We start from the raw sequence: 26,983 nt of genomic DNA, 5'->3' as shown, positions 1-26,983 counted from the left end.
GGTCCTGCCCGGGTGAGGGTAATTCGGCACCTCGATGTGTCTCTAGGTGCAGACCATCAAAGGGTGTCCGCAGTGGTTGAAGGTATTTCGATCCGCGAGTTTGCTCGGCGGGATGGCTGCTCTGACAAGGTGGTTCGCCGAAAGATCGAAAGCGGCCATTTGCGGGCGCTCCCCGACGGCAAGCTGGATCCGGCACTGGTCGGAACGGACTGGCGCCAGCGATATGGGAGAGGTGCGGACACCCCCGCCGGAAGTGCGGACAGTCCGCAGGTGTCCGCAGACCTGTCCGCAGTGTCCGCACGGGACGATGAAACGCTGGATGAAGCGGCCGAGCGCCTTGCACCAACCATGCTGTCACAGTTCGCCACTAAAGCAGATGCGGAGAAGGCGAAAGAGACTTACCTGGCGCTGCTCCGCAAGCTGGAGTTCGATGAGAAGTCCGGCGAGGTGGTGAAGGTATCTGAGGTCGCCCGGATCGTTGGCGCCGAATACGCGAAGGTCCGCTCCAAGCTGATGGAAATTCCATCGTCAGTCGCGCCGATGGCCGTGCTGATGAAAACGCCCGAGGAAGTTCGAGCCTTGATCGAAAAGGAGGTCGCGCACGCGCTTGAGGAGCTCGCCTATGACGGACATCTCGGCGCCATCTCCTGAGACGCTCGCTCGATACGAGAACGGGCCTGACATTCTTCGCCGCGCCTTGGTCGATATCCGCCGGGTAGCGCTGCTTCCACCGCCGCGGCTGTCACTATCGGGCTGGGCCGACCGATACGCGGTGCTGTCGAAAGAGACCAGCGCCTCACACGGCAAGTTCCGAGCCTTCGCCTATCAGAACGGCATCATGGATGCGGTAACCGACCCCGCGGTCGAGACGATTACGGTGATGAAGTCGGCGCGTGTCGGCTACACCAAGATCCTCGACCATGTCGCTGGGTTCTTCATCCACCAGGATCCGTCGCCGCTGCTGATTGTGCAGCCCCGCGTGGAGGATGCTGAGGATTACAGCACCAGCGAGATTGCGCCGATGCTGCGCGACACGCCGGTACTCGCCGAAATAGCCGGCGACCTGAAGGCAAAGGGCAGCAACCAGCGTATTCTGAAGCGGGTGTTCAAGAATGGCGCCAGCCTCACCTTCGTTGGAGCAAATTCACCAGGCGGGTTTCGCCGCATCACGGCTCGCGTCGTGGCGTTTGATGAGGTCGATGGATATCCGCCGGCCGGCGCGGGAGATGAAGGCGACCAGATCAAGCTGGGCAAGAAGCGAACGGAGAGCTTCTGGAACCGCAAGATTATCTTGGGCTCGACGCCGGCGGTCAAAGTGACCAGCCGCATCTTTCGGTCCTGGGAAACCAGCGATCAACGCCGCTACTATGTGCCGTGTCCCCACTGTGAGCATAAGCAGACCCTGAAATGGTCTGGCATTCGCTGGGAGAATGGGGACCCCAAGACGGCGCACTATGTGTGCGAAAACGGCTGCATCATCGAGGAGCACGATAAGGCCTGGATGGTGGATAACGGTGAGTGGATCGCCGAGAAGCCGTTCAATGGCCATGCCGGCTTTCATATCTGGGCCGGATACTCGCTGTTTGCCAATGCGGCTTGGCCCAAGCTGGTCGAAGAGTTCCTGAGCGTCAAAGCCAATCCGCTGGAGCTCAAGACCTTCGTCAACCTGGTGTTGGGCGAGCCCTGGGAAGAGCGCGGCGAGGACGTGGATACTCACAGCCTTGAAAGCCGGGCTCGAGCAGAGGGGTGGCGCGGGTCGGATGACAACGATGATCCGCTGCCGGCGCCGGAGGGCGTGCTGCTGATCACCTGCGGCGTGGACGTGCAGGGTGACCGCCTTGAAGCAGAGCGGGTCGGCTGGGGCGTCGGCGACGAGTCATGGTCGCTAGAGCACAAGGTGTTCTACGGCGATCCCGCGGCGCCCGAGATTTGGGAAGAGCTGGACGAATACCTGATGACGCCGTCGATGACGGTGGACGATCGGGAGTTGCCAGTCTCAGCCACGGCGATCGACAGCGGCGGTCACTACACCGATGCCGTTTACAATTTCGTGCGGGATAAAGCTCGGCGGCGGGTCTGGGCCATCAAAGGGCAGGGCGGTGAAGGTCGCCCGGTCTGGCCCAAGCTGGCGAGCAAGAACAACAAGGGGCGAGTGTCCCTGTTCATGGTCGGCGTCGATGCCGCCAAGGACGTGGTCTACGGCCGGCTCCGCATTGCCGATCCCGGGCCTGGCTTTTGTCACTTCCCGGTCGATCGGGACAGCGGTTGGTTTGAGCAACTGACCTCCGAAACGGTGGTCACCAAGTACGTCAAAGGCTTCCCGGTTCGGGCTTGGACGCCCAAGCCAAACACCCGCCAGGAGGCGCTCGACTGCAGGGCATATGCCTTCGCAGCATTACGCTCCATGTCGATCAATTGGGGCAAGGTTCAGCGGATCATCGCTGACCAGAAGCTAACGGCTCGGCGCCGCGAGGTTGTTGAAGAAGAAGTGGCGGCAGCGCCAAGCGTGGCGGTCACCGCAACGCGTCAACCGCGACGGGTGTCGCGATCATCATTTCTGGGTCGGTGAGGTAGAACAATGGCTTGGACCCAAACTGACATCGACAAGCTCAAGGCTGCAATCGCCCAAGGGGCGACCAAAGTTAGGTTCGCCGACCGCGAGGTCACTTATCGCAGCTTGGCTGAAATGCGGGACACCTTGCGTTTGCTGCAGGCCGAGGTTGATGCGGAAGCTGGCAAGGTGCGCCGGCGTCCGCGCCAGGTTCGCTTCGTGACCAGCAAGGGCCTATGCTGATGACCAGCCCTGTTCGGTATCGTATCAAGGGCACGTCCGTTTACGTGAAGCCGACAGCCACCAAAGCCGCTTATGAAGGTGCCAGCCGCAGCCCGCGCCTGGTGAAATGGGCGGCGCCATCTGCCGGGCCCAATGCTCTGCTCGATGGTTCTGTTGACACCCTGCGGGCTCGGTCCCGTGATGCCGTGCGACAGATGGGCTATGCTGAGGCCGGCGTCGAAGCGCTGGTGTCGAACATCATCGGCACTGGCATCAAGCCGCAATTCACGACTTCGAACCCCGAGTTCAACCGGCAACTGGCCGATGCCTTCCTCGAGTGGACAGATGAGGCCGACGCCGAGGGCCGTCTCGACTTCTATGGCCTCCAATCGTTGGCGGTTCGCTCCATGATTGAGGGCGGCGACACGTTTTCGCGTATGCGGGCCCGACTGCTGCAGGATGGCTTGTCCGTGCCGCTGCAAATTCAGGTGCTCGAGGCCGAATATGTGCCCGAGGATAAGAACTCAGGCGGAACGGGTGCTAATACGGTCCGTTGCGGCGTCGAGTTCGACACCATCGGCCGTCGTTTTGCCTACCACATGCACAAGACGCACCCCAACGACGGGCCGCACCTCCTCAGCTTGGGATCGATCAACACATTTCCGGTGCCAGCAAGCGAAGTTGCGCATCTTGCCGCCGTTCGGCGTCCTGGTCAGGTCCGTGGGGAACCCTGGCTGACGCGAGCTTTGGTCAAACTGCACGACCTCGACAAGTACGACGACGCCCAGCTGGTTCGGCAGCAGATTGCCGCGCTTTTTGCGGGTTTCATCACCGATGATGGCGATGAGGATGTCGGCGACGAGGGGGATGTGCTCGGCGGCCAGGTCTCCGCCGATGGTGATCTGGAGCTTGCGTCCCTTGAGCCCGGCACCATGCAGGTTTTGCCGGCTGGAAGGTCGGTAAACTGGTCCGCGCCGCCTTCGCCGGGCGATAGCTATGAAGACTTCATGCGCCAGCAACAGCGCGGCGTAGCCGTCTCTCTGGGCATCCTCTACGAGCAGCTCACGGGCGACTACTCGCAGATCAATGACCGGACTTTCCGAGCTGCGGTCAACGAGTTTCGCCGCCGCTGCGCCATGTGGCAGCACCACTTGGTAGTGTTTCAATGGTGCCGGCCGATCCTGCGCCGCTGGGCTGAACTGGCGATCCTATCGGGGCGCGTAACGCTTCCTGCCGGCATCACAGTTGGTCAGGTCGCTCGAGCGAAGTGGGTGCCGCAGGGCTGGGCTTACATCCACCCCGTGCAGGATGTGCAATCCAAAGAGCTCGAGGTGCGCGCCGGGTTCAAGTCGCGTGCGTCCGTTGTTTCCGCTGCCGGCGATGATGTCGAGCAGATCGACGCCGAGATCGCGTCCGACAATGGGCGCGCGGACGCGGCGGGCCTGGTGCTCGATAGCGACCCCCGCAAGACGACCCGCTCTGGTGCCAATGCCGGGCAGGATGATGACGAGCCGCCTGCGAGCGCTCAACCCTAACTGAGGTTCAGAACCATGGCCGTTTATGAGAACGGCGAGCTCGTCTTGTACGGGTTCGTCGGCGAGAACTATTGGGATGAGGGCTTCACCGCCCGAGAGGTCATCTCTGCCCTTGCTGAGCACGGGCGGGAGAATGACTTGACCGTTCGCCTTAACACCGGCGGCGGTTACACCGACGATGGTGTGTCCATCTACAACGCGCTGACGGCTCACAAGGGCCGCGTTCGCATCGAGGTGGATGGCGTTGCGCTATCCTCCGGCTCCCTGATTGCCATGGCCGGCGACGATATCGTCATGAAGGCGGGCAGCCTGATGATGATCCACGACCCAGCCACGATCACCGTCGGCGATGCAGAGGATCATGAGACTGCGATCGGCCGACTGAACAAGCTCGGCGACGTCATGGCGTCGATCTACGCAGAGCGTAGCGGAAAGAGCACTGAGGAAGTCCGCGCCGCCATGAAGGACGAGCTCTGGCTAACCGCCGACGAAGCTGTCCAGCAGGGTTACGCCACTGAGGCCGAGGGCGCCAAGGCCAAGTCGGTCGCCTCGTTCGACTACCGCATTTACGCACACGCGCCGCAGAAGCTGAAAACGCTCGCGAGCAAGAAGAACTGGTCTCTCCCCGATGCCAGTATCCCAGCGGCCCCCGCCGCGTCCTCCCGTCAACAAAAGGAGCCTTCCATGGCGACGGAACCGACCACGACGGGGCTAACCCCCGCCGATATTGATAAAGCCAAAGCAGACGCCACGGCTGAAACGACCAAGACCGTCACTGCTACGGCGGCCGACATCGTGGACCTCTGCAACACCGCAGGCGTGCCCACCATGGCGTCGGTGCTGATCCGTGAGGGTGTTACGCTGGACCAGGCCAAAGCCCGCACCGACAGCGCCAAGGACATCCGCGCCGCCGTTGATCTGGCCCGAAAGTCCTGCCCCAAGATCGAGGCCAACGCTGCCGACGCATTCATTGCGGCCGGCATGCCGATGGAACAGGTCCGGGCCAAGTTGTTCGAGCAAATCACGACGGCGCAGTCGCCCGAGATCACCTCGGCACACCAGTCCACCACCGGCGAAGGTGACGCCGCGGCAGCTGAGGCTGCCAAGGTCGTCGCCGCCTTCACCGGCGCAAACACAAACACCAAAAAGGGGAGTGCCGCCTGATGGTCGCTTCGTTCCAGTCCCAGGGTAGCTTCACGCCCGACGGCATCTTTGCCGGCGAAGATGATCCACAGACCCGCCAGATCACCCTGATCGCCGGCCAGAACCTCCCGCGTGGCGCGGTGCTGGGCAAGATCACGGCTTCTGGCAAGTACGCCCTGAGCCTTTCGGGCGCCGCCGATGGGTCGCAGGTCGCAGCTTGCATCCTGGCGGAAGCCACCGATGCGTCGGGCGGCGACAAGGTGACGGTCGCCTATCATGGCGGCGTCTTCGATGAGAATGCCCTGACCTATGGCACGGGGCATACCAAGGTGTCGGTACGCGAACAACTGCGTGACTACGGCATCAAGCTCCAGTCCAGCATCACGCGTTGAGGAAACCGCAATGGTCGATCTTTACAGTTCCGCGGTACTCAACCGCGTCGTCCAGGACCTGAAATCTCAGGCTCTGGATCCCTTTTTGCTCAACACCTTCTTCGGCGAGACTTCCGTCTCCACCCAGGAAGAAATCTACTTCGACGTGCTGACGGGCAAGCCGCGCCTCGCGCCGTTTGTGTCGCCACTGGTCGAGGGCCAGATCGTTGAGTCCCTGGGCTACACCACCAACAGCTTCAAGCCGGCGTATGTGAAAGACAAGCGCGTCTTTGAAGACGGCAAGGCTGTGCGCCGAGCGCCCGGTCAGGCTATCGCCGGCCCCCTCGATCCCATGGAGTTGCGCCGCATCAATCTCGCCACGGAAACGCTGGACCAGTTGGCGATGCTCAATCGTCGCCTGGAATGGATGGCGGCCAAGATCCTGCTCACGGGCTCGGTGACCATCACCGGCGAGAAGTACCCGACCACGGTCGTGAATTTCGGTCGTGATGCAGCTCTCACGGTGACCAACACCGGCACGGCGCTGTGGACCGATGCGGCTTCCGATCCAGTGAGCGACCTGGAAAATTGGGCCGGTCTGATCCGGGCCAAGTCTGGTGCGAATGCGGTCGACGTCATCATGGCGCAGAACGTGTTCGGTGTGTTCCGCGGTCACCCCAAGGTTCAGAACCTGGTCAAGCAGGACAGCGGCTTCAGCCGCCGTACCAACCTCGACCTCGGCCCGAACTCGATGCGAGCCGGCGCCAGTTACATGGGCACCTTCGGAGCGTTCAACGTCTGGGTCTACTCCGACAGCTTCGTTGATGAGACCGGAACCGTGGGCCAATACATCCCCGATAACTACCTCGTCATGGCCGCCACAGGCCAAGTGGAGGGTGTCCGCCACTTCGGTGCCATCAAGGACGAGACTGCCGGGTTTCAGGCTCTCGACTACTTCCAGAAGTCCTGGACCATGCCGGACCCTGCGGCCCGGTTCCTCTTGCTCCAGTCGGCTCCTCTCGTGGTGCCGTACCGGATCAACGCAACCCTCAGCGCAAAGGCGGTCTGACCATGAAGCTTATAGCAATCAACACGGTCAATCTGGGCGCCGGCAAGTCCGCGGCGCCCGGCAGTGAGTTCGACATCGAGGATAAGGACGAGGCTCAGGCCTTGATCGACAGCGGCGCCGCTTCTCGCAAGACTCGGGTTGTCGCCGACGACAGTGACCAGGGCACCGGTGACCCAGCCACCGATACGTCCTTGCCGGCATCTGGCGCTACGCGCGCTCCCGATCCTGACGCGGTTGGGGCTGTGGCCAAGCACGCCAAGCGCATCTGATCGTGGACTTCTCCGCTCTCAACAGCGCCGTTCTCGACGTGTTCGGGGACGACCCTGCAACGCAGCCGGTGACCATTGGCGGCGTTCCGGTGCGGGCAATCTATGACAGCCGGCACTTTGCCGACGAAGACGGTGAGGGCGGTTCGTCCGACCTCATCACCACCATTTCCGTCCCCTCGACCGGGCTGCCTGACATCACTGACGACACGATCATCGTGGTTCGGGGCGGGCTTTACCGCCGGTGGGAAGTTCGCCCAGACGGGCAGGGGATGACCACCATTCAGCTCGAGAAAATCGCATAGGAGGCCGCATTGGCAATAATCGACTCTAGCGCGCCTTCTGGACGGTTCGTTCCGGTGGCCAAGGCAGATGCCGCGCTGCCGGGTGGCACATGCCGGTCGCTTCTGGTCGGGACGGCTGGCACAGCCAACCTGGTGGACGCCTCGGGCGTTGCTCGCACCGATGTGCCGCTGCAGCAGGGCTACAACCCCTTGGCATGTCGCCAGGTCAGCCTGGGCGGGACAGCGGCCGATATTTGGGCGCTGTACTGATGATCCACAAGCGACAGCGCATCCGCGAGGCGGTCGTTGCGCTACTTAAGTTAGTGCCGGGATGGGAGGAGCGGGTGGAAGCCACTAGGGCCCGGCCGACGGAGGCCCGCGAACTTCCGGTTGTGCTTGTGTACACGACCGCGGAGCGTTCGGAACTCGCCACCACAGCCTACGACCTCTCCCGCATGCTGGATCTCGTCTTAGAGCTCCGGACCAAGGCTATAGGCCCGCTCGACGCTGTGTTGGACGACATGTGTGAGAAGGCGGAGACCGCTATGAATGCCGACCCACGTTTAGGTGGGCTATCAACCCTCAGCTATCTCCGCGAGACTTCAATCGGCATCGACGGAGAAGGGGAGGCGCGGCAGGCCCTCGCTACCCTGACCTTCGCCATCCAGTACGAAACTGCTCCCTCCGGAGTGTGAACCGCGCGCCTAGACCGCTCCTTGGGCAAGGGCATCCCGACATAATGGAGAATACAAATGGCTCGCTACGCTGTGGCAGGCTGCAAGATTTCTATTGGCCCAGCAGTGGCCGACAAGAACACGGATTTCACCATCACCGACTTCACCACCGGCTCGCCGGCCTTCGTGGAAATCGGCGAGTGGGTGACGATGGGCGATATCGGCGACAGTGCCGCGATCATCACTTCTCAAGTGATCAACTTCGGCCGCGATAAGAACGCCAAGGGAACGCGCGCTGCTCCTGCCATGGAGAACCAGCACAACCGGGACGATGCCGATCCGGGTCAGATCGCGGTGAAGGCGGCTGAGAAGACCAACAGCAACTACATGATCAAGATCGAGTGGAACGACAAGCCGGCGACGGGCGCGAGCCCAAAGAACGGACTGACGTACTTCATAGCCCTGGTCAGTGGCGCTCGGTACATCGGCGGATCTGCGAACACCAACCGCATGCTGGCAGTGACGCTCCTGCCGAACTCCAACTTTGTCGACGTTCAGCCTTCGGCCACCTGAGGATAACACATGAGCAAAGCATCGCTTGGCGCGGGCAACATCGATATCGAACTCGACGGTGAGCCGGTAACACTCCGGCCAACTCTGAAGGCGGCACAGAACATCTCGCGGGCCAAGGGGGGCATCATGGCGGCAGTGGAAGCTGTCGGGCGCTTTGATTTCGACGTGATCGTGACCGTCATTGCCCTTGGAACCGGGGCGGAAGGGCGGGAAGCCCGGGAACTCCCCGAGAAGGTTTGGTCCACTGGAATGGCCGATCTAGTGGCGCCGGTGATCAACTACTTATCCATCCTAGCAAATGGCGGACGACCTGTTCAGGAAACGGGAGGAGAGGGAAAGGACGACCCTCAGAACGCGTAACGCTGGTCGAGTACTATGATCAGCTGGCGGAATGGGCTTTGGGCTGGCTGGGATGGACCGAACAGCAGGCATTAGCCTCCGACGTCAACGCTATCATCGTGGGTTACCACGGAAAGACTGGAATGTTGCGCGCCGTCTTTGGCGGTGATGAACCGGAAGCACCCGAGAAACTAGAGCCGATGACGCCGGACAAGTTCCGCGGCGTGTTCGGATCGGCCGGGTAACCCAAGTAGCTTTCTCGCTACGGGTTTTTCTTGTGGCTCTGTGCGGGCATGGTGATGATCGAAGACTCAGCTCCTGGATCCACTCCGGGGCCCAAGTGGATTACGACGCCGCTGACCGCCCCGAGGTAAGGCCCGCAAATCTCAATGGCGCGCGCCGCCTTCATCGCGATGGTCTGTCCCAATTCATCTTCAGGTTGGTAGCTGAGGACATTGATCGCTGTAGGCTGCCCGCTGGAGTCGATCTCTAGTTTGACCTCTGCAGTCGCTCCTGATGCCATCTCAGCAGGCAGTAGGTTTAGGCACCGCGATGATTGCTCCGCGACTAAGCGGGCGTCCAGGGCGCTGGCAGGCGATGTGGGGCATATCCCAGCAAACAAGCTGAGCGCCGCGATCACCACGGCCCCTCGGGGCGCTTTAATGGCCTTCATCTCTTACTCCTCGGCGTTCCAATCCTGAAATAACTCACGAACCGGCAGGGGAAGTCAAAGTGGATCTGTTGAACGTAGTCATCCGCGCCGACACGGGTGGCGCCACCGCGGCGAATGCTGCACTCGACAAGATGACCGCTGCGTCTCGTCAGGCCGATGCCGCAATTGCAAATCTGGGGCGAAATTCTGCCGCGGGGTTCGGCGCTGTCGAGAAAGCGGCGCAAGCTGCCGCCAGAGAGACGGACCGCATGGCCGCTAAGGCAGGGGAGGCTGCGCAGAAGGCGAGCCGGCTTATGGCGAGCCAGCGAACCAACCTCCTGTTCCAGCTGAATGACGTGGGCGTGTCACTTGCCGGCGGCATGAACCCGTTGCTCGTCATGGCGCAGCAAGGCTCACAAATTGCTATGATCTATGAAGGCGGCGTGATCCCTGCACTTCGCGAGACGGCGAACATGGCCGCTCAAGCGGCGAGCAAGTTCGCGCCACTTGGCGCGGTCATCGGGGCGGCCACTGTGCTGCTTTATGGGTTTACCCGCCAGATCAACGAAGCCAACGACTCCAATGTGTCGATGGTCGATACGGCTCTCGCCATGTGGGAAGCTCTGGCAGGTGCTGTGCAGACGACATTGGGGCCAGCATTCACTTGGCTAGGCAACGAATTCAATCGGGCTATTGACCAAATCACCAGCGATACGGTCCGCGAGATCAACCAGGTGATCGGTGTCTTTGTGGGCGCGGTGGAGGCGATAAAGTCCGTTTGGGGCGTACTACCTGAAGCGATTGGCTACGTCATGTTCGAGGTAAGCCGAGGCGTCTCCAACGCCGTCGTTCAGATGCAGAAGGACATAATGTCGGGCTTCAACACCATGTTCTCAGAGATCGACAACATGGCGCTGAAGATGGGTGGCAAGCCATTCTTGCCGAGGTTCGACGTGCTCAAATATGGCAAGGAGAACTTCAAGACGGAAGCAAACCCGTACGCCTCGGCTGAAGACGCTGTTGGCGCCGCTGGCGCGGCCTTCAACAACGCCATGGGGCAGAATTACGTTGGCAACTGGCTTGGTGGCGTCGGCGACCGGGCTCAGGAGATCGCTGCCGCTCGCGGCGAGGTAGAAGAACTAGGCAAGGCTGCTGGAGCGGCCAACGACATCGCTAAAACCCTAGGCACAAGCCTGTCCGATGCTGCCCGAGCAGCGAAGGCCGAATGGGACTTCTACCGCGGCACCTTCAACGGGTTCTTCTCCGACCTGTCGCAGGGCCTAAAGGACGGCGAAGGCTTCTGGTCATCGTTCGGCAACGCAGCGGCCAACGCTCTCAACAGCATCGCCGACCGCTTGATGGGCATGGCGAGCAGCGGGCTGTTCGACATGCTCTTTGGAGCCTTCATGGGCGGTATGATGCCCGGCGGCTCGTGGAACATCCCCAAGGCGCATGTGCCTGGCGGTTTCTTCCCCGGCTTCGCCAACGGCACCAACTCCGCGCCTGGCGGCATGGCTTGGGTAGGTGAGCGAGGCCCCGAGCTCCTGAACATCCCAAGAGGCGCACAGGTGATCCCGCATCAGCAGTCCATGCGGATCGCGAACCAGAACCAGGCCAACGACAACAGCGGTTCGATCACTGTTCGCCTCGTCATGCCTGAGGGCTGGCAAGCCGAGGTGTTGGAGCAGGCTGGCGCTAATACGATCAAGATTGTCCAGGCCAACCAGAAGGCCAATTCCAACTACAAGATGAACGGCGGCAATTGATGGCACCGACCATTATCAACATGCCGGGCATAACCGGCTGGACCAGCGTAAACTTCGATCCGGTTGTTCCTCGCGATATCGACCGCATGGAGGGGCGCCGCACCGAGGCCCAGCAATTCGGGACGCAATGGTGGCGTGCAAGCTATGCCGCGCCATGGCTGTCTGACCGGGACTTTGGCCTGATGGACGCATTCATGATGCGGGCAGGCGATGGCGGAGAGGTATTCCGCGCTCACGATCCCTTCCGCATGCGTCCCATTGCTTGGCTTGAGGCAAACGGCAACGTTCCGCTCTCAGGGACGCGCGTTGGCGGTGGGGGGTTCGATGGCACTGCTACCCTCGGGAGCATCAGCAACAGCCGCCAGATCATTGTTACGGGTCTACCTGCCAACTTCCAATTCAGGGCCGGCGACTATGTGGAGGTGGTGAAATCGCCGTCTCTGATTTCACTGCATCGGATCATTGAAGACGTGAAGGGCGGCGCTGGCGGAACGGCTACGCTCAAGATCAGGCATGGCATCAACACTTCGGTGTTTGCCGGCGCGGCGACAGTCAACTTCGAAAAGCCCAGCTGTCTTATGCAGGTCGATCCCGGCAGCTACTCCGGCCCGAAGGCGTGGAGCAGCCGCAACCCAAGCTTTTCTGCCCAAGAGGTGTTCTTTTCATGAGTCTCGATGCTGCAGTCGAGAACCTGCTGGACGAAGGCCAGTTAGTTCGGCTCGATCTGATCCGCTTCGACCTCCCCGGCCTCTCGGTCGGGTATCACCGTGGCGGACGGCCCTTCACCTACAATGGCATCACGTATCTGCCGAACCGGTTTCTTGAGCTTGGCGACATGAGCCAGCAGCTCGGCCCCGCTGTCACCACTAGGAGCATAGCGTTCTCCAACGTCCCGACGGACAATGTAGACGACGCGATCGCTCGCCTCGAGAACTTCCAGTACACAAACGCACCGGTGATCATCACGCATCTGGCGGGTGATCCCGAGACGGACGAAGTGGTGGGCATTCTCGCCTCCACGATCTACGAGATAAACGAGGTTCGCTACGTCAAGAGCGCCATGAACGACACTGGCGAGCGCTCAGTGACGGTGGAGATTGATCTAGAGCCACCAGGGCGCAGCGCCAGAGGCGCGACGCAGGTCAAGCGAGCTCAAGCTGAGCAGCAGTTTGACAACGACCCGAACGACACCAGCCTCGAATACGCTTCACAGGTGGCGACCATGCCGGTGGAATGGGGGCAGCGTAGTGGCTGAAACTCGCTTCGAAATTGTCAGCCGCATCATCGCCCAAGAAATGGCGACGCCATACGTGCCTGGCACTGCCGATTGCTTCTTCTTCGGCATCAGGGCTGCAGATGCGCTCGACCCATCACTTGGGCTGGAGGAGCGATATGCCGGCTCCTACAAGACGCTGCGCGGGGCACAGGCGGCTCTGCGCAAGCGCGGTCACAAGAGCCTGGTCGGCTTGTTCTCCGACCATCTGGAGCAGTGCGCCCCAGCTTTGGCGCGGGTCGGCGATATCGGCGTGATCCAGTTGGATGACGGCGAGCATGTCGGCGTCTGTGTCGGCCAGAAGTTCATCACCAAGACAGCACGCGGACAATCGTTCTGCGAGCTCGCGACTGTCAAAGCCGCATTCCGCGCTGGCTGAACATCGGATAACCCTACATGGCAATCTTTACCGCGATCGGCACTGCGATCGCAGGGGCGCTCTTTGCTGGGTCTGCGCTTGCGGCTACGGTTATCTCTGCTGGCCTTGCCTATGGTGCATCGTTGCTTTGGCAGCAGATCAACCGTCCCAAGGCGCGTTCTTATTCTGCCGTGCAGGGCGAGATCCAGTTCGGCGCCAATACGCCTGTAGGTGCGCTTTATGGAACCGGCAAGCTCAAGGGCCATCAGCTTTATTACGCAAAGTACGGCAAGGGGAATAAATTCAACGCCGAGGTGTTCGCGCTCTCGAATGGATGGTGTGACGGGCTAGAGCCCTCCATCTATTTTTACGGGAAGCGGCACAACCTTGTTCGCATCGACCAGGGCCTGACCGCCGGCGAGACTTGGTCACAGTTCAGCAATCGCATTGGCGCGCTCGGCATAGCGTTCGATGGCCTCTACAAGCTGCTCCAGAGCCAGGTCGGCACGCCATATGCAGCCTTCTCCAATGCAGCTGAGGTATGGGGCGTTGAGGGTTTCGGCGGCAAGATCACCATACGGTTTTACAATGGACGTCCGGGGCAGCAGGCGGACGCGGCCTTGGTCACCAACACAGCTGCGCTCGATAACCCTTGGAGGTTGACCAGCCGTTGTTCCGGCATTGCCTATGTTGTCGTGGAGCGTGAATGGGACGAGAAACTATTCGAGCAGGGAAAACCTGAGTTCGAATTTGTGATGCGCGGTCTGCGCCTTTACGATCCGCGCAAGGACAGTACTGTCGCCGGCGGCTCGGGCTCGCATCGCATCGACAATCCTGCCACATGGGAGTTCAGCAAGAACCCCGCGCTGCAGCGGCTTAACTATCAGCTTGGCCTTCGGGGGCTCATCTCGGGACGCACGTTGATCGGTGAAGGCAAGAGCCTGGGCCAGCTTGATCTGGGCTCATATATCGCGGCCATCAATGCTGCCGATGCGGTTCGCAATGGTAAGCCGACCTATCAGGCATCGCTCTACGTCACGGCCAATGATGACCATACGGAGATCCTGCGTGAGTTGGACGATGCAATAGCCGGGTATGCACTCAATCGCCGCGGGTTGTCTGGTGTAGTAGCCGGCGCACCGCAGATACCCGTGGCGAGCATCACACCGGCAGATATCCCTGTGGGGCGGGCCCAAGAAGTCAAGAAGCGCAAGTCGGCGTTCGAGCTTTACAACCACATGTCGGGGCAGTTCACCTCGATCCAAAGCATGTGGAACCCGGAGAGCCTAAAGCCGATTGTCGTCAATGCTGACGTAGCGGCCGATGGGCGGACCAGACAGACATCGAACGACTTCCTGCAGGTCACAGACCCGGATATTGCGCAGTACCTGCTGAACATCCGCTATCGCCAAAACCGGAAGGGCGGTTCGGCAACGGTGCCGGTATCGCGCCGATTGGGCCTTCGGGTCCAGGAAGGGGAGTGGGTAGCCTTCGAGGGCAAGCAGTGGCTCATCACGGGCTGGCGCTGTGACAGCCAACTCCGCATCACTCTCACGCTCGCTGAAACGGGAGCCGACGTGTATTCGGAAGCGGGGATTGAGCCCGGCCCGATCGTCATTCCTCAGACGCCGCCGGTTAACCCGTCGATCCTTCCCACGGTGCAGAACTTCGACGTGGCGGTAGGCTTCATCAATGGCGCCAACAAGATGGAAGCGCCGGCGCTACGTTTTACATGGACGCCGCCTGATGACCCGACCATCGTTGCGGTGCGGTTCTTCTACTTTGTCGGCCTGGATCCCACAGATCAGGTCATCTACCAGGACCAGACCAGCGATCCTGAGGCTGGGGTATATACGACCACCAAGAACGTCGCGCCGGGTGTTCGGTACACCGCTCGCGCGACGATCACGACCGTTCCAGACCGTCTCAAGACCTACACCCCGTGGGTATCCACGCCGGACACGACTGGCCCGTTCAAGTTCTTTGACGAGGCCCTGTTCGATGGTGTGGCCGAAGAGGTCATCGAGACAATTGCGCCTCTGGACGACTGGGCTCGCTTCAACACGCGCGAGACGATCGAAGAGAAGCGCACCGCTATCCTGCTGAACGTCGAGGGGGCAGTCGGGGACTTCAACGACAGGCAACGCATTCGGCGGGAGGCTACGTCTACCAGCGAGACGAGCAAAGCAGCTTGGTCGGAGGATATCCTTGCCGCAACGGGGCCGAGTTCGGCGCTCGTGGTTCGCATCGAAGAACTACGGGCTGAGGTCTTTGACCCCGTTTCAGGGCTGCCGGCTACGGCTGAGGTCGTGAACCTGCTGTCTACCCAGGTTAATGACCCTGGGACTGGCCTGCAGGCTATCGGGAATGCAATCCTGGCTATCGACAGCAAGGTGGGCCGGTATTCCGCCAGCGGACTGCTGCGGATCGAGACGGTGGCAACGGCTGCTGGGGCGGTTGCGACTGCTGTGCTCGGGGTTGCAGCGTCGGACGGTGCCGCTATGGGCAATGGGGCGCTCTACCTCAATGCTCGGTCGGATGGATCCTCGGATGTTTTCGTCGTAGCCAATCGGTTCGCGGTCAAGTCCAGCCCCACCGGCACCAGCTACGGTATCTTTGCGATCGACAATGGGGTGGTGTGGTTCGATGAAGGTCGAATTCGCAACCTCAAGGCGGTCAACATCGCTGCGAATAGCCTGACTTCGAACGAGATCAACGTGCAGCAACTGCTGGCGTCCACGGCGTTTATCCAGTACCTGCGGGTCGGGTCAGGTAACTTCGATAATTTGTCGATCGGCCGCGACAAGATCGCGGATGGTGCTTTTGCCGATTATTACACCGGCAGAAGTGGAAGTGGGAGGAACTACTATTCGGATCAATTCGTGGCTGGTTCTAAGCCGACGATGATCTCTACATTTGGCAGGGTCAGCATTTCTAACTCTGGATCGGACGCAAACTGGTACTGGGCAATATATCTTGAAAATGTCAGCACCGGTGGCAGGGAAGAGCTACTCACCAGTATTCAGAGTGGCCCGGTGAACTTCACAACGATCCGGGCTCTAAACAACGGGCAGACTTACCGCGTCTCTTTCTTCATCGGGGGGGACGGTACGGGCAGCGGAACTATCACGCAGGCGCCGATCTTCTCCATCGTCGTGCCCCGGAAATGAAACAAACCAAGAGCCACTCACCATGAACGATACGACCATCTCACCACTATCGGCCGCAAAGCACTACGCTGCGGCTGCTTCGTTCTGGGAGCAGCAGGCCAAAATGCTTCAGCATCAGCTAGACGAAGTGCATAGTGCGGCAGCGCAGTTCCGCCGACTGGTGGCAGAGGGCACCCCAGAAGAGCTGGATGACGCTCGAGCCAAGCTGGCTGCGCCCGACGGCGCCGAGATGGTGCCCTGATACCGAACACAGACCTGAACCACACAGCCGCCTTAGGGCGGTTTTTTCTTGCCTGGAGCAACCATGGCCGACATCGACCAGAGCCACTACAATACCGGTACCGCCACGGTAGATGCCGACAGCACGACGGTAACCGGGCAGGGCACCACATGGGCCGGCACGATCCGCAAGGGTGACCTCTTTGGCACCCACAGGGGCTCGGGCATTCGCATCCTCAGCGTCAACAGCAACACATCGCTGACGCTGGCCTATCCTTGGACCGGCGGCGCGCAGGCCGCCGCGACTTATGAAATTCAGCGGACGCCGTATGACCTGGGCTACTACGAAGCCGTCGAAACTCTGCTGCTTCGTCTTGCTGGCGGGAACCTAGAAGCCTTTGCCGAACTGGCCGGGATGGCTGATAAGCTGCCTGTGTTCACCGGCCCCGGTACCATGGGGCTTATCTCAAAGCGTGACCTGGTTTCTGGCATACACTCCGACGTACAGGTCAATGACCTTTCCGCTCGTGCTGCTTATAACGGGCAACCGGCTGGGTTCTCCGTTCTGGTGGCAAATACTGGCGACGGGCGCACCGCGTTTTACACCAAGAACACCAATGCTTCTGGCGATTGGTCTGCGCCAGCGTATCTCACCGGCCCTTCGATTACGCTCGACGTGATCGAAGTTGACGAGGTGCCCTATGGCACTGAACCCGATGTGACGCTGACCCCGCGTGCAGGCGGTTATGATCTGGCTTTCGAAATTCCGCGTGGGATGATCATCGAGCCGGGTGCGACGACGACGCTCGCACCAGATCAGCCAGCGGCAGTGACGTTCGAGCCGGTGCCGGGCGGCTATCGGCTGGACATCGCCATCCCGCGCGGCCCAACTGGCGATATCAGCGGCGTGACGCCGTTCTGGGTGTCTCGACTTGGGTCGGATGCAGATCAGGCGTCGGCCTTGGCAGGTCTGGGAGCCATGCCAGCAGACAGGCCCACATTCGGGGCTGTCCGCGTCCGGACCTTCACGGCATCGGGCACCTATACCCCGCATCCAAACATGATTTGTTGCGAGATTGAGTGCCTTGGCGCTGGCGGCGGTGGTGGGGGTGCGGCGCAGACCGCATCGAACACCATCAACGGCGCTGGCGGCGGCGGGGCAGGCGCACTTTCGCGCAGGACAGTGACCCGCGAACAAATCGGCGCGAGCCAACCCGTTTCGGTAGGGGCACCGGGCGGCGGAGGGCCGGCGGGTGCCAATACGGGTGGAACGGGCGGCGACAGTAGCGTCGGCGGGCTGTGTCTAGCGAAGGGCGGTGGCGGCGGCGGTGGCACCGCTTCTGGGGGCTCCGGTGGCGGCGGGGCTGGTGGATCAGAAGCTGCTGGCATTGGAGACCTGAAGGTCAGTGGTAACCCCGGCGTCACTGGTACTCGCTCCGGCACCACCATCACCGTGATTTACAGCAGGAATGGCGGCTTTTCTCCATACGGTGGCGGTGGGGAAATTGTGCCGGGCGGCAATGGTGGCAACGCCAGCGGCTTCGGCGCGGGCGGGGGCGGTGGTTCTGATTACAGTACGCAAGCCAACAGAGCGGGCGGCAATGGTAGCGGCGGCCTTGTGACCATCATCGAATACTGTTCGGAGTGACAGGCATGATTTACTGCAAGGTTGAAAAGGGCAAGGTCACCAACCGGCTGGTGTTCGAAGGGGTCATACCCGAGGACTGGCCAGACAAGGCTAAATGGCTCGCCCATGATGAAGCGCAGATCGGCTGGTCCTATGCGCAGGGGGCTTTCTCGCCGCCGCCCGCTGCCATTGAACCAGAAGCTCCTGCCGGGCCGGAGTTCCCCAACCTCGAGCCGGATCAGTTCTGGTTTGTAGTGCGGGCATCGGGCTATGAGCCAGACCTGTTAGCTTGGGTGGCGTCCATGAACGATCCGGCGAGCTCGACCTACAACCCGGTCAATTGGGCGGCGGCATCGTCCAAACTCCAGTTCGCCAAGTTCTTTGAGCGCGGCCACCCATTCATTGAAGACGCCCGCATCGCAATAGGCATGAGCGAGGCCGAACTGGATGCGCTGTGGAGGTTTGCCCAGGTCTGATCTGCCAGTCCAATCTGTCGCCGGCGGTGTCGTCGGCGGGAATGTTGTAGGGCTGAAAGCGCTCAGCACCGTAGCGTTCTAGCGGGGGAACGTGGGCAGTGGGCGCGAGTATTTCCAAACGCGCTGCCCCTCGCAATTGAGGAGCGAGTCCGGTTCGCCGAACTTCTCTACGAGTAACGCCTCGTTTAATCGGGTGGGGACAATGAAGTTCGGACTGATCGCCTCGCCCGTAGTGGCGTTCGTGGTAAACCAACGTTCATTGAAGTTGTATCGGTAAGGATTGGCGTAATCGTCCAATTGAACGAGGTGCACCTTGTACCCGCTAAGCCACATCTGGCTCTTCGCGTTCCAGTAGTCAGAATATCCTTCCGTCAAACCGTTGGCGCGGATGCACGCGGCAAGCGCAGGCTCCCGGGCATAGAAGCCAGTGCCCATCAGGATTGGCGCCCAGTTTGTTGCGAGCACTAGGATCCATATCGCTGTAACCGACCCAACCATGGCGGGTGCGGCCCGCTCTGGGATAGCGCGCGCGATCAGAACCCCAACCCACAGCGTCGGCAAAAGAAAAACAGGAAGAGCGTACCGGATAAGGCTGGTATGAACGAGCGCGCCAGTCACTAACGGGGTTAGGAACGCAGACCAAGTGCAGCCGATCAGAATTAGCTCGGCCAAATGGGTGAGGTCTACTTCCCTGGTGCGGGAGACGCGCCACAGTATCCACGCCCCTCGACCTGCCATGATCAGACACATGGCCACGGCAAAGCCCATCAGAAGGTCGCCCTGGTTCAATGAAACATTGATCAGGTCATGAAGGACACGCGGCAAGCCGCCGTAATTTTTTACTGTCTCGACGGGAAAGCTGCGCGTGGCGCGATCAACAATCGTACCCGCTAGGCCCGCAAGCAGAATGGCGACTAAGCGCCTTATCCGCGGCCTTTTTCTTCGCAGGAGGTCAACGAGGACCACGACCGCAAGACAGGGCGCAATGAACCACGGGAGTACAATCTGGTCGGAGTATGAGATTAGAAAAGCCGTGATCGAGCAGAAGACGCTCGCCGGTGTGGCAAGCTTGGGGGCAGTCCGATCTTCTTGGAAGTGCCACAACATTCCAGCGCAGAACGCTAGGCCGAATGCGATGGCACCAGTGTGTATGTAAGCAGTGGCGAGGTGGCGAGTCATTGAGGCAGCCAACCCTCCGCCGGGGAGCAGGGGCAGGCACACAACGGCCAATAAAAGCCCGCTGGAATACACAAGGCCCGCGCGGAAGCTACAAAGGTGGGCTGCGTTCAGAAAGGCCGCAACCGTTACTACGTAGAGGGTGAGGATGACGCCCGAATACGCGAGAGCCATTAGCCCCGGGCTCAACGGAGCGATGAGTTGAAGCGCAGCGGCAATGACCCAGTCTGGGAAAAAATAAATCGAGGGGGAATGATACCACGCCAGAAGGCTACTGGGATCCTTCATTGCATCCCGAGTTGTGAGGAACGGCTGCAGGAGGTCGCTATTTACCCCGCCGTCCCAGTGTGTGGCCCCGGAAACGCCACCGGCAACCAAAGTGAAAAGCGGAACAAAGACTAGCGCCGCCAGCCCGGCCCAAAGCCAGTCGCGTTGATGCATATTAATTCCAGGTAAAGGCGCGCGTCACCGCGTAGTTGAACACCGAGCTCATGATCGCCCCGGCAAGGCCAGCGAGCAGGGTGTGGTGATCGAACTCATAGATCGCGTTGGCAACTGAGATATTGGCGATCCCACCTAAAGCGCAAATACCGAAAAAGCTCAACAGGCCGCGTATCAACTTGACGCCGCGCAGTTTGCGATCGGCATAAGTGAGATTATTGTTCAGCACGAAATTCCAAGTCATCGCGATCAGCGTTGCGGCAATTTGAGAAAGTAAGAAGCCCTGCCCGAAGATGGAGGTGAGCAGCGCTAGCGTGGCTAGATGCACCACAACGCCGGTGCCACCGACTAGCCCGAAGAGGAGAAAGCTGGGCGGCAAGACCCCGTTGGTGAGCTTAGAGACCCATAGACCCAAGTACTGGACCACGATCAGCGGGTTCATCTTGCTGTCGCCTGCATTGCGGGGACGGAAGGTATATGGCACCTCCGATACGGACAGCGGCTTGCCCATGCGTTGCGAAGTCACGATCAGATCAATCAGGATCTTGAAGCCGTCGCTCGCCAGCTTTGGCGCTGCGGCCAACGCCGCCTCACGCCGGATCAGGAAGAACCCGCTCATCGGATCGCTGACTACCTGTCCCGCGATCATGCCGGCCATTTTGGTCGCAAACTGGCTGCCGGACAGGCGGGTCTCGCTCAGGCCCTGTCCAGCAGAGCCGCCTTCGATGAACCGTGAGCCGACCACCAAGTCAGCGCCAGCCTGCGCGCGGCGTAGCATTTCAGGGAGAATGGCTTCGTCGTGCTGCAAATCGGCGTCTATGACGGCGACAAAGGGCGCGGCGGTCACCGCCATTCCCTCAACGCAGGCCGAAGCGAGGCCTCGCCTGCCGAACCGACGGAGGCAGCGTATATTGTGGTAGACCTGCGACAGATTGTGCACCACATCAGCCGTACCGTCTGGACTATTGTCGTCTACGACGATCATTTCCCAGGGCGTGCCCCCCAAGGCAAGCGCGACCTTTTCGTAAAGAAGCTCGATGTTATCCCGCTCGTTGTAGCTAGGAACAACAACTGCCATTTGCGGGCGCGCGAGTTCCCAGCCGCCAAACGCGGTTTCGCCGCGATTACTCGAAATATCGGACACGAAGCCAACCCTGATGTAATGGATTAGCTTCTTACACAGTAATGCTTAGGCGGGGAGTGTATTAAGAGCACACTCGGCTATTTTTCTACGATCGCTACTCTACCTCCGCCGAATAGAAAGCTTAGGGGCTGCGGAGCAGAATGCTTCGACAGACGAACGGAGACGAGCAATCTCACTCGTTCGGCGGGGCTAAGCAGGATGGGGGAGTTGTACAGTCTCGTACCTCACATTCTTGCAAAGCGGCGAGTCGTAGGCCTCTCGAACAGAGGGCATGTGACTACCCGAGAAGAAAAGCAGGACGTTATAGACGCCAGCGGGCTCACTGATCCAATTACCTACCGCGTCGGTAAGAGTCTTCTTTTTGCCCGCAGAGGACACAGGCGAAAGCCCCGCCATGCATACATACCAGCGTTTAGGCGAGAATGCTGTCTCGCCTAACGTGGTCTGAGGCTCCGAGATGAGTACTGACCCAGTTGTTGGCTCGCGATCCTTCGCTACCCTCAGCGCTTCTGCCTGGTAGTTCTCAGGCGGCGGTATCGCATCGCCTGAGAACTGCAGAGTGTGCAGGCTGGTATTGTGCCCTGAGCAACTAGCCATCGCCGCAGCCGCAAGGCCAACCAATACAATCTTGAGCATCTGCTCTCCTCGTCGTGCTTATTCAGACACGTCAGACGGCGCGCCGCAATCCCTATCACCTCCGGAGACTACCCCTGCCGAAATCAACGCGGGAGCTAAGCCATGCACAAGGGAAGGCTCCCTAACCAGGGCCTTTCCTTTGAGCAGCAAACGATGAACAGGGCGCCTGCCGTCGAGGGCGGTCGCAGCAGGCGCCCACCTCGGGGTGGTTCGAACCAGAGGCGCTGCAGACTAGATAATTCGACCCGGCCAGCGGGGTGAGCCAGAAGGCGGTCAACCCTGCGCCAGGGCATCCCACAGGTTCGAACGGTGGTGTGTCAGCGCCGCGACCCAGGTTCGCATGAACAGGGACTCCGTTGGATCCTGCCCCATATCCACGATCGTGGCCTTTATCTGGTCCACACCAATCGCAGTGATCTCATCATAGACCCATGGCGCTATACGGGGCAGATCGTCCAACTTGAACTTTTCGGTGAGCGGGTCCGGGATGCGGTCGATGGTAGAAGCGGGCATAGCGCGTCTCCTCTATAGCAGCAGCCCAATGCCTTGCCCTTGGGCTGGTTCCGATAGTCACTCGGTATTGAGAGGGGAGCCTTGTGCGGGACTGCTGGGGCGCTCTGTCTCGCAAGATCCGTCCTGCTGAGCTCCAGGCCATTCCGGACTGAACTCACCACACGCCAAGATAGTCCATCCGGAAGATCAGGAACACGCAGCACACCGCCAGCGTGACCATGCAGATCAGCACCTCAACCACGAAGCGGTTCCTGAACCACCGCCAATCCATCTGCTGCCTCCCGACTCCTGCTGATTGAGGCACGCGCAGGGAGACGGCGCAATCGTCAACATCAACAGGTGACCTATGGACCCAACCGTTCCCAAAGGAGCGGCGATGCTGCTCGACTTTATCAGGAAGATCGAGACCGGCAAAGCCGACGCCTCAGCCTATGACGTGATCTACGCCCATGCGCAGGCGCGGCTTCCCAAGCCCATCACCCGCATGACCGTGGCGGAGCTGCAGCACCACCAGGCGGAAGGCTGGCCTGCAAAATCTACCGCGGCCGGCGCCTATCAGTTCATGCGCGCCACGCTCAAGGATCTCCGCAAGGAGCTGCGTCTGCTCGACGGGCAGGTGTTCGACGCAAACCTGCAGGACCGGCTTGGCTATCATCTGCTGAAGCGCCGGGGCTATGAGCAGTTCAGGTCCGGCAAGATCGGCACGGTCGAGTTTGGCAAGCGCCTTGCCCAGGAATGGGCTTCACTGCCGCTCCTGGCGCCCGCCAACGGCAATTCACGCGGTGAGAGCTATTACGACGGCGACGGGCTCAACAAGTCGCTGACGACGCCCGAAACCATCGAGGCGCTGCTGGCGAAGGTCAAGGCAGCCGGCAACGGGCCGGTATCGGCACCGCCTCCGCCCGACATCCCCCACTACCCCGAGCCGCCCGTCACCAAGCCCCACCCCATCGAGCAGGATACCGGCGGCAATCTTCGCTTTCTCGCCATCGGAGCCATCGTGGTGATCGTGGCCATCATCCTCATTTTCTACTTCGGCTCGCGCTAGGAGGCGCACCAAAATGATTGGCAACAACATCGTTCTGGGCTGGCTCTGGCGCCGGACCCAGGAACTGGGCGGCCTCGGTGGCACTCTCGGGTTCCTTTATCTGTCTCTGCCTCCTGAGGGCAAAGACGCCATCAACCAGATCTTCGCCGGCGGCTGGCAGAACGTCTCTCTCGGCGCGGTCGCTACCATTGCCCTCTATCTCTGGAGCCAATGGAAGTCCTGGCGCTCCACCGTGCGGCCCCAGGTGGTCACCGCCGACGCGCAGCAGATCATTCTGCCAAAGGAGAGCGTGGCCACGGCCAAGGTCGAGGCAATCGCCAAGAGCGCTCCAGTGCCGCGCTCCCGTACCATCATCGACATGCTTCGCCGCAAGTAGCCAAGTAAGGACCCGGGCCAATGGATTGGACCATTAACATCCCGACGCTCATGGGCGTTATCGTTCCCGGCATTGGGGTGGTCATTTGGCTGGCCCGAGTCGGCGAGAGAGTGGCGACCAATGCCGTTCATATCGAGGAGCTACAGAACCACAAAGACAGTGAGCACCGCGATATTCGCCTCTCCATCGCTGCTGCGAACGCCCAGATCGCCATCGTTGCTGAGCGGGTGAACGACATCCGGCTAGAGGCCTCGCGCACCTATGTCACCCACGAGGCCATGATCAACATCGAGCGCAAGGTCATCGAGGAAATGCAGCGCCTGGAAAAGCGCCTGGAGGCCCAGGTTGATCGGGCCATCGAGGGCGGTCGGGGCAAGTGATCTACTGCCGGAAGTGCTCCCAGCCATGCCAGTGGGAGCCGAGCAAGATCAGTGGTCGGCTCGTCATCTGGTATCGCTGCGAGTGTGACGGGGGAGGGCCGTGGCACCGGTGGGAGGCTGAGGTAATCTGGCCACCACCCAAGCGGGCGTCAGGTTGCGCGCTGCCTCTATAGAGCGTCTCTGACATATTGGCCGCCGATCCAGGCTTCCTACTATGAGGCAGGCCTGAGGCGCTCGGCGGCACCTTGGAAGTCAACCACGTTCTGGCCGGCTTTGTGCCCGGCAAAGCTGGACGTGTAGGCAAGCCCAATAGCGCGCTCGATCAATTGTTCCAGCTCAACTGACACTGGATCGTCGTAAGGCAGGACCACTAAGGCCTGCTCAAGAAAGTCCCTAACCAGTGCCATATGTGCTGGCATACGGAGCCCCCATTCGCTGTTGAGTACATCAGTAGGGCTAGATCGTTAGAGCTAAGGTTCCCTCATGTTCCCTAACAGCTCAAGGACATTTTGAGACACGCTTGATGTTGATTGTAGCAGCTGCATCCGGAGATGACTGAGCAGGAGATCGCGCGGAAGCTACACGTTGAGACCGAGGCGGTACGCCAGGCACTGCAAGCCAACAGCTGGTGCGCAAGCGTTCGGCGAGCGCGTGTGATTTGGCATGGATCCATCCAGGCTCCATTGGGCACCGCGAGGGCGGGCGCTTTGTGGCTTATCTAGTCGGCCGCCAGCATCCGGAGCGTTGCGCGGCCATCGAGTTGCGCCAACACCTTCCCACCGATCGGCAGTGGTTCTGGATCGCGGCATGGCCCAAGTGGTTCAAACAGAACGGTCAGGCGGGCGATAAACAGGCTGCAGCCGATGCAGCCACTCAGGCGTGGTAGGCGTCTGTGGCTACGCCCATAGCCCGGGAGGTCGAAACCGAAATCGACGTGCTGGTGGCGCGAGTACTGGTGGCCCCCCACCGAACTACCTGTTCAGCGAAGACAGCGAGTTCCTGCGCAAGCTGATCAATGCGCTGCGCCTGCAGTTCGAGCCGCAGATGCGGGCCGGTGAGACGCCGCCGGTTGTGCAGGACCTGCTGGCAAGTCTCTCGGCGGAGCTTAATCGGCGGCGGGTGGACGCCGCGAATTAAGGCGCCAACAGCTTAGGCCGTGGGGCTCCTGCCGGTCAGTTCGTAATAAGCAGGATCGTGCGCTGCCGAGTGCGAAAGGGCAGCACGGTGGCACTCAGTTGATGTTAATTGTCGAGGCCTGCACGCCCCTGCCTTCCACGCCACCGATCGGGTACAGCTAAGGGCTTGGTCCGCACTCTCGGCGCCGACGAGGCTTCAGCCAAACTTCTCCGTCTCGATCAGCGCGAGAAGGGCGTGATACCACTTGATTTGCTCTCTCCAGTTCCCTTGCATGGCCTCACGAAGAGTACGGGCGGCAAACTCCGCATTAGGGAGGGATTTACTGCCTTCGAGAACGCTCATCGCCTCGAGGAAGCTTGAGAACATAGTGGTGCGCTGAGTGAGTGTGCCGTCGGGCCGGAATACAGATTTCAGGGACTCGAAGTACGACATCACGTTGGCTGGTAGCCCTGACTTACTCGCTACCGCGATCTGCGCATCAATTTCATCCGTGCCGACCGACAATTGCGTCCTCGCAAACGTCATGTCGGCAACAATTAACGAAACGTCCACTCCCTGGATCGCATCCCTCTCGGCCTTTGCTAGCGCGGAAACATAACCTTCAACGATGGACTCCAGGGTGTCCTGGATGCGATCCAACGCGTGCTTAGCCCGCTCCCCAGTCTGGGGCGAAAGGCCGGTTGCTGATCCGAAGATCGACAAGAGGTCTTCGATGCACCCCACGATGATCACGATACCACTGTCGTCCATCGTGATTGCCTCCTGAAGCTTCCGGCTAGTTGTTCGGGCTCCTGCCGGTCAGTTCTTGATAAAGTCGGATGGTGTGGTTGTCGGGTCCAACTCCCAATTCCTCATGCAGCTGCTTGCTGCAAGCGTTGAAGAGCTGCTTAACGAGCGAGAACTGCCCCTTCGCAGCCGCGTCGGACATCAGAGCCCGGTGGGCTCCTTCATGACAGGGATCCAGCTGCAGCAAACGGGACGCACAAAGATAGCGTTCCTGCGGGGTCAGTTCGGTCCCGAACTCCAGGGCCTGTGACATCGCGCTGTTAAATTGACGGAGCAAGGCGGTGCGCTGGAATGCAAGCCAGTCCTCAAACCCATTTCCCGCCGAGCCAGACGAACCCAGCAGATCACCCCTGTAGATTTCGCACATCCGCACGCAGGCCTTTGGGCTGGGACTTGCAATGAGACCTATGAACTCAGCCAGATCGACATAGATGTTCTGCTCCGGGTTTATCCGGACGGTTTGGGCATCTGCCGAGAGCAACTCAAAATTGCACTCTTGCTGGAACTTGCGAATGCGACCCATAGTCTGGCGGATGGCAGCGTTGGCCTGCTGGGAGCCGCTGTCGGACCAGATCAGATCGCGGATATGCCTCCTCAGTACCGGCTTGCCTTGCCCCTCCAGCAACACAAAGACCAGTACTCGCAGCAAGTTGAGCGGCGGATTGGCTAACGTGCCAGACGATCGGACCTGGTGATGCCCGAAGACAAAGACCGATACTGGTGCGGTCGCGTCGTTCAGCGCGAACATCATGTTCCCCTAAGGTCCGGCCTACACTCC

The 26,983-nt window shown here is 60.5% G+C and carries 33 protein-coding genes; 25 read left to right on the top strand and 8 right to left on the bottom strand.

Features of this window, described 5'->3' with window-relative positions; translation table 11 throughout:
• Window positions 1-72 precede the first annotated feature (72 nt).
• Genes AC3YOG_RS14100 through AC3YOG_RS14035 form a run of 14 tightly spaced genes read left to right on the top strand, consistent with a single transcriptional unit; the run spans window position 73 to window position 9,272 of the window.
• A complete protein-coding gene (locus tag AC3YOG_RS14100) occupies window positions 73-651 on the top strand; it encodes a hypothetical protein (protein WP_489935539.1) in 579 nt (192 codons plus the stop codon).
• Entirely contained in the window at window positions 623-2,569 is a 1,947-nt protein-coding gene (locus AC3YOG_RS14095; protein WP_489935538.1) for a phage terminase large subunit family protein, read from the top strand. The genes AC3YOG_RS14100 and AC3YOG_RS14095 overlap by 29 nt, the downstream gene beginning before the upstream one ends.
• A 9-nt stretch (window positions 2,570-2,578) precedes the next feature.
• Complete coding sequence (locus AC3YOG_RS14090) at window positions 2,579-2,794, top strand: phage head-tail joining protein (protein ID WP_489935537.1); 216 nt, start codon at window positions 2,579-2,581, stop codon at window positions 2,792-2,794.
• Complete coding sequence (locus AC3YOG_RS14085) at window positions 2,794-4,308, top strand: phage portal protein (RefSeq protein WP_489935536.1); 1,515 nt, start codon at window positions 2,794-2,796, stop codon at window positions 4,306-4,308. The genes AC3YOG_RS14090 and AC3YOG_RS14085 overlap by 1 nt, the downstream gene beginning before the upstream one ends.
• 15 nt (window positions 4,309-4,323) lie before the next feature.
• Window positions 4,324-5,472 carry a head maturation protease, ClpP-related gene (locus AC3YOG_RS14080; protein WP_489935535.1) on the top strand — a complete coding sequence of 383 codons (1,149 nt, stop codon included), beginning with the start codon at window positions 4,324-4,326 and terminating at the stop codon, window positions 5,470-5,472.
• Window positions 5,472-5,843 carry a head decoration protein gene (locus AC3YOG_RS14075; protein WP_489935534.1) on the top strand — a complete coding sequence of 124 codons (372 nt, stop codon included), beginning with the start codon at window positions 5,472-5,474 and terminating at the stop codon, window positions 5,841-5,843. The genes AC3YOG_RS14080 and AC3YOG_RS14075 overlap by 1 nt, the downstream gene beginning before the upstream one ends.
• 10 nt (window positions 5,844-5,853) lie before the next feature.
• Entirely contained in the window at window positions 5,854-6,891 is a 1,038-nt protein-coding gene (locus AC3YOG_RS14070) for a major capsid protein (RefSeq protein ID WP_489935533.1), read from the top strand.
• A 2-nt stretch (window positions 6,892-6,893) separates the two neighbouring features.
• A complete protein-coding gene (locus tag AC3YOG_RS14065; RefSeq protein WP_489935532.1) occupies window positions 6,894-7,160 on the top strand; it encodes a hypothetical protein in 267 nt (88 codons plus the stop codon).
• A gap of 2 nt (window positions 7,161-7,162) precedes the next feature.
• On the top strand, window positions 7,163-7,462 hold the full coding sequence (locus AC3YOG_RS14060) for a head-tail joining protein (protein ID WP_489935531.1): 300 nt from the start codon (window positions 7,163-7,165) through the stop codon (window positions 7,460-7,462).
• A 9-nt stretch (window positions 7,463-7,471) separates the two neighbouring features.
• On the top strand, window positions 7,472-7,711 hold the full coding sequence (locus AC3YOG_RS14055; protein WP_489935530.1) for a hypothetical protein: 240 nt from the start codon (window positions 7,472-7,474) through the stop codon (window positions 7,709-7,711).
• Window positions 7,711-8,136 (top strand): hypothetical protein, encoded by a 426-nt coding sequence (locus tag AC3YOG_RS14050; protein ID WP_489935529.1) that lies wholly within the window; start codon window positions 7,711-7,713, stop codon window positions 8,134-8,136. The genes AC3YOG_RS14055 and AC3YOG_RS14050 overlap by 1 nt, the downstream gene beginning before the upstream one ends.
• Window positions 8,137-8,193: 57 nt before the next feature.
• A complete protein-coding gene (locus AC3YOG_RS14045; RefSeq protein ID WP_489935528.1) occupies window positions 8,194-8,688 on the top strand; it encodes a hypothetical protein in 495 nt (164 codons plus the stop codon).
• Between the two features lie 9 nt (window positions 8,689-8,697).
• Window positions 8,698-9,048, top strand: a complete 351-nt coding sequence (locus AC3YOG_RS14040; RefSeq protein ID WP_489935527.1) for a hypothetical protein — start codon at window positions 8,698-8,700, stop codon at window positions 9,046-9,048.
• Window positions 9,049-9,086: 38 nt separating this feature from the next.
• Entirely contained in the window at window positions 9,087-9,272 is a 186-nt protein-coding gene (locus AC3YOG_RS14035) for a hypothetical protein (RefSeq protein WP_489935526.1), read from the top strand.
• A 17-nt stretch (window positions 9,273-9,289) separates the two neighbouring features.
• Here the strand turns inward: AC3YOG_RS14035 and AC3YOG_RS14030 are convergent, their stop codons facing one another.
• A complete protein-coding gene (locus tag AC3YOG_RS14030) occupies window positions 9,290-9,700 on the bottom strand; it encodes a hypothetical protein (protein WP_489935525.1) in 411 nt (136 codons plus the stop codon).
• 59 nt (window positions 9,701-9,759) lie between these two features.
• On the opposite strand from AC3YOG_RS14030, the gene AC3YOG_RS14025 reads away from it, so the two are divergent.
• From AC3YOG_RS14025 to AC3YOG_RS13990, 8 genes are all read left to right on the top strand, one after another.
• Window positions 9,760-11,445, top strand: coding sequence for a phage tail length tape measure family protein (locus AC3YOG_RS14025; protein WP_489935524.1), 1,686 nt, complete (start codon window positions 9,760-9,762; stop codon window positions 11,443-11,445).
• A complete protein-coding gene (locus AC3YOG_RS14020; RefSeq protein WP_489935916.1) occupies window positions 11,445-12,113 on the top strand; it encodes a hypothetical protein in 669 nt (222 codons plus the stop codon). Before AC3YOG_RS14025 ends, AC3YOG_RS14020 begins: the two co-directional genes overlap by 1 nt.
• Entirely contained in the window at window positions 12,110-12,700 is a 591-nt protein-coding gene (locus tag AC3YOG_RS14015) for a DUF2163 domain-containing protein (RefSeq protein ID WP_489935523.1), read from the top strand. Before AC3YOG_RS14020 ends, AC3YOG_RS14015 begins: the two co-directional genes overlap by 4 nt.
• On the top strand, window positions 12,693-13,097 hold the full coding sequence (locus tag AC3YOG_RS14010) for a DUF6950 family protein (protein ID WP_489935522.1): 405 nt from the start codon (window positions 12,693-12,695) through the stop codon (window positions 13,095-13,097). Before AC3YOG_RS14015 ends, AC3YOG_RS14010 begins: the two co-directional genes overlap by 8 nt.
• Before the next feature lie 17 nt (window positions 13,098-13,114).
• Window positions 13,115-16,246, top strand: a complete 3,132-nt coding sequence (locus AC3YOG_RS14005; RefSeq protein ID WP_489935521.1) for a phage tail tip fiber protein — start codon at window positions 13,115-13,117, stop codon at window positions 16,244-16,246.
• Between the two features lie 22 nt (window positions 16,247-16,268).
• Window positions 16,269-16,487, top strand: a complete 219-nt coding sequence (locus AC3YOG_RS14000; RefSeq protein WP_489935520.1) for a hypothetical protein — start codon at window positions 16,269-16,271, stop codon at window positions 16,485-16,487.
• 63 nt (window positions 16,488-16,550) lie between these two features.
• On the top strand, window positions 16,551-18,113 hold the full coding sequence (locus AC3YOG_RS13995) for a glycine-rich domain-containing protein (RefSeq protein WP_489935519.1): 1,563 nt from the start codon (window positions 16,551-16,553) through the stop codon (window positions 18,111-18,113).
• A 5-nt stretch (window positions 18,114-18,118) separates the two neighbouring features.
• The gene (locus AC3YOG_RS13990; protein WP_489935518.1) at window positions 18,119-18,568 is read left to right on the top strand and encodes a hypothetical protein; all 450 of its coding nucleotides are present in this window, start codon (window positions 18,119-18,121) and stop codon (window positions 18,566-18,568) included.
• Between the two features lie 78 nt (window positions 18,569-18,646).
• Here the strand turns inward: AC3YOG_RS13990 and AC3YOG_RS13985 are convergent, their stop codons facing one another.
• The 4 genes from AC3YOG_RS13985 to AC3YOG_RS13970 form a co-directional block, all read right to left on the bottom strand.
• Window positions 18,647-20,185: a hypothetical protein gene (locus AC3YOG_RS13985; protein WP_489935517.1), complete on the bottom strand. Its 1,539-nt coding sequence runs from the start codon at window positions 20,183-20,185 to the stop codon at window positions 18,647-18,649.
• A 1-nt stretch (window position 20,186) separates the two neighbouring features.
• Window positions 20,187-21,329, bottom strand: coding sequence for a glycosyltransferase family 2 protein (locus tag AC3YOG_RS13980; RefSeq protein ID WP_489935516.1), 1,143 nt, complete (start codon window positions 21,327-21,329; stop codon window positions 20,187-20,189).
• A 189-nt stretch (window positions 21,330-21,518) separates the two neighbouring features.
• Window positions 21,519-21,965, bottom strand: coding sequence for a hypothetical protein (locus AC3YOG_RS13975; protein ID WP_489935515.1), 447 nt, complete (start codon window positions 21,963-21,965; stop codon window positions 21,519-21,521).
• Between the two features lie 273 nt (window positions 21,966-22,238).
• Window positions 22,239-22,478: a hypothetical protein gene (locus AC3YOG_RS13970; protein WP_489935514.1), complete on the bottom strand. Its 240-nt coding sequence runs from the start codon at window positions 22,476-22,478 to the stop codon at window positions 22,239-22,241.
• Window positions 22,479-22,854: 376 nt separating this feature from the next.
• Here AC3YOG_RS13970 and AC3YOG_RS13965 point away from each other — a divergent pair, with 376 nt between their 5' ends.
• From AC3YOG_RS13965 to AC3YOG_RS13955, 3 genes are read left to right on the top strand one after another with little or no spacing between them, the layout of a single operon-like run.
• Window positions 22,855-23,526 (top strand): hypothetical protein, encoded by a 672-nt coding sequence (locus AC3YOG_RS13965; protein ID WP_489935513.1) that lies wholly within the window; start codon window positions 22,855-22,857, stop codon window positions 23,524-23,526.
• A 13-nt stretch (window positions 23,527-23,539) separates the two neighbouring features.
• A complete protein-coding gene (locus AC3YOG_RS13960; protein WP_489935512.1) occupies window positions 23,540-23,902 on the top strand; it encodes a hypothetical protein in 363 nt (120 codons plus the stop codon).
• A gap of 20 nt (window positions 23,903-23,922) precedes the next feature.
• On the top strand, window positions 23,923-24,282 hold the full coding sequence (locus AC3YOG_RS13955) for a hypothetical protein (protein WP_489935511.1): 360 nt from the start codon (window positions 23,923-23,925) through the stop codon (window positions 24,280-24,282).
• A 212-nt stretch (window positions 24,283-24,494) separates the two neighbouring features.
• On the opposite strand, the gene AC3YOG_RS13950 is transcribed toward AC3YOG_RS13955, so the two are convergent.
• The 3 genes from AC3YOG_RS13950 to AC3YOG_RS13940 form a co-directional block, all read right to left on the bottom strand.
• The gene (locus AC3YOG_RS13950) at window positions 24,495-24,701 is read right to left on the bottom strand and encodes a hypothetical protein (RefSeq protein WP_489935510.1); all 207 of its coding nucleotides are present in this window, start codon (window positions 24,699-24,701) and stop codon (window positions 24,495-24,497) included.
• 913 nt (window positions 24,702-25,614) lie between these two features.
• Window positions 25,615-26,169: a hypothetical protein gene (locus AC3YOG_RS13945; protein ID WP_489935509.1), complete on the bottom strand. Its 555-nt coding sequence runs from the start codon at window positions 26,167-26,169 to the stop codon at window positions 25,615-25,617.
• A 25-nt stretch (window positions 26,170-26,194) separates the two neighbouring features.
• Window positions 26,195-26,953, bottom strand: coding sequence for an AfsR/SARP family transcriptional regulator (locus AC3YOG_RS13940; protein WP_489935508.1), 759 nt, complete (start codon window positions 26,951-26,953; stop codon window positions 26,195-26,197).
• Between the last annotated feature and the right edge of the window lie 30 nt (window positions 26,954-26,983).

Source organism: Devosia sp. Z6_126 (assembly GCF_058133495.1).
This window is presented reverse-complemented; position numbering and strand designations above follow the sequence as displayed.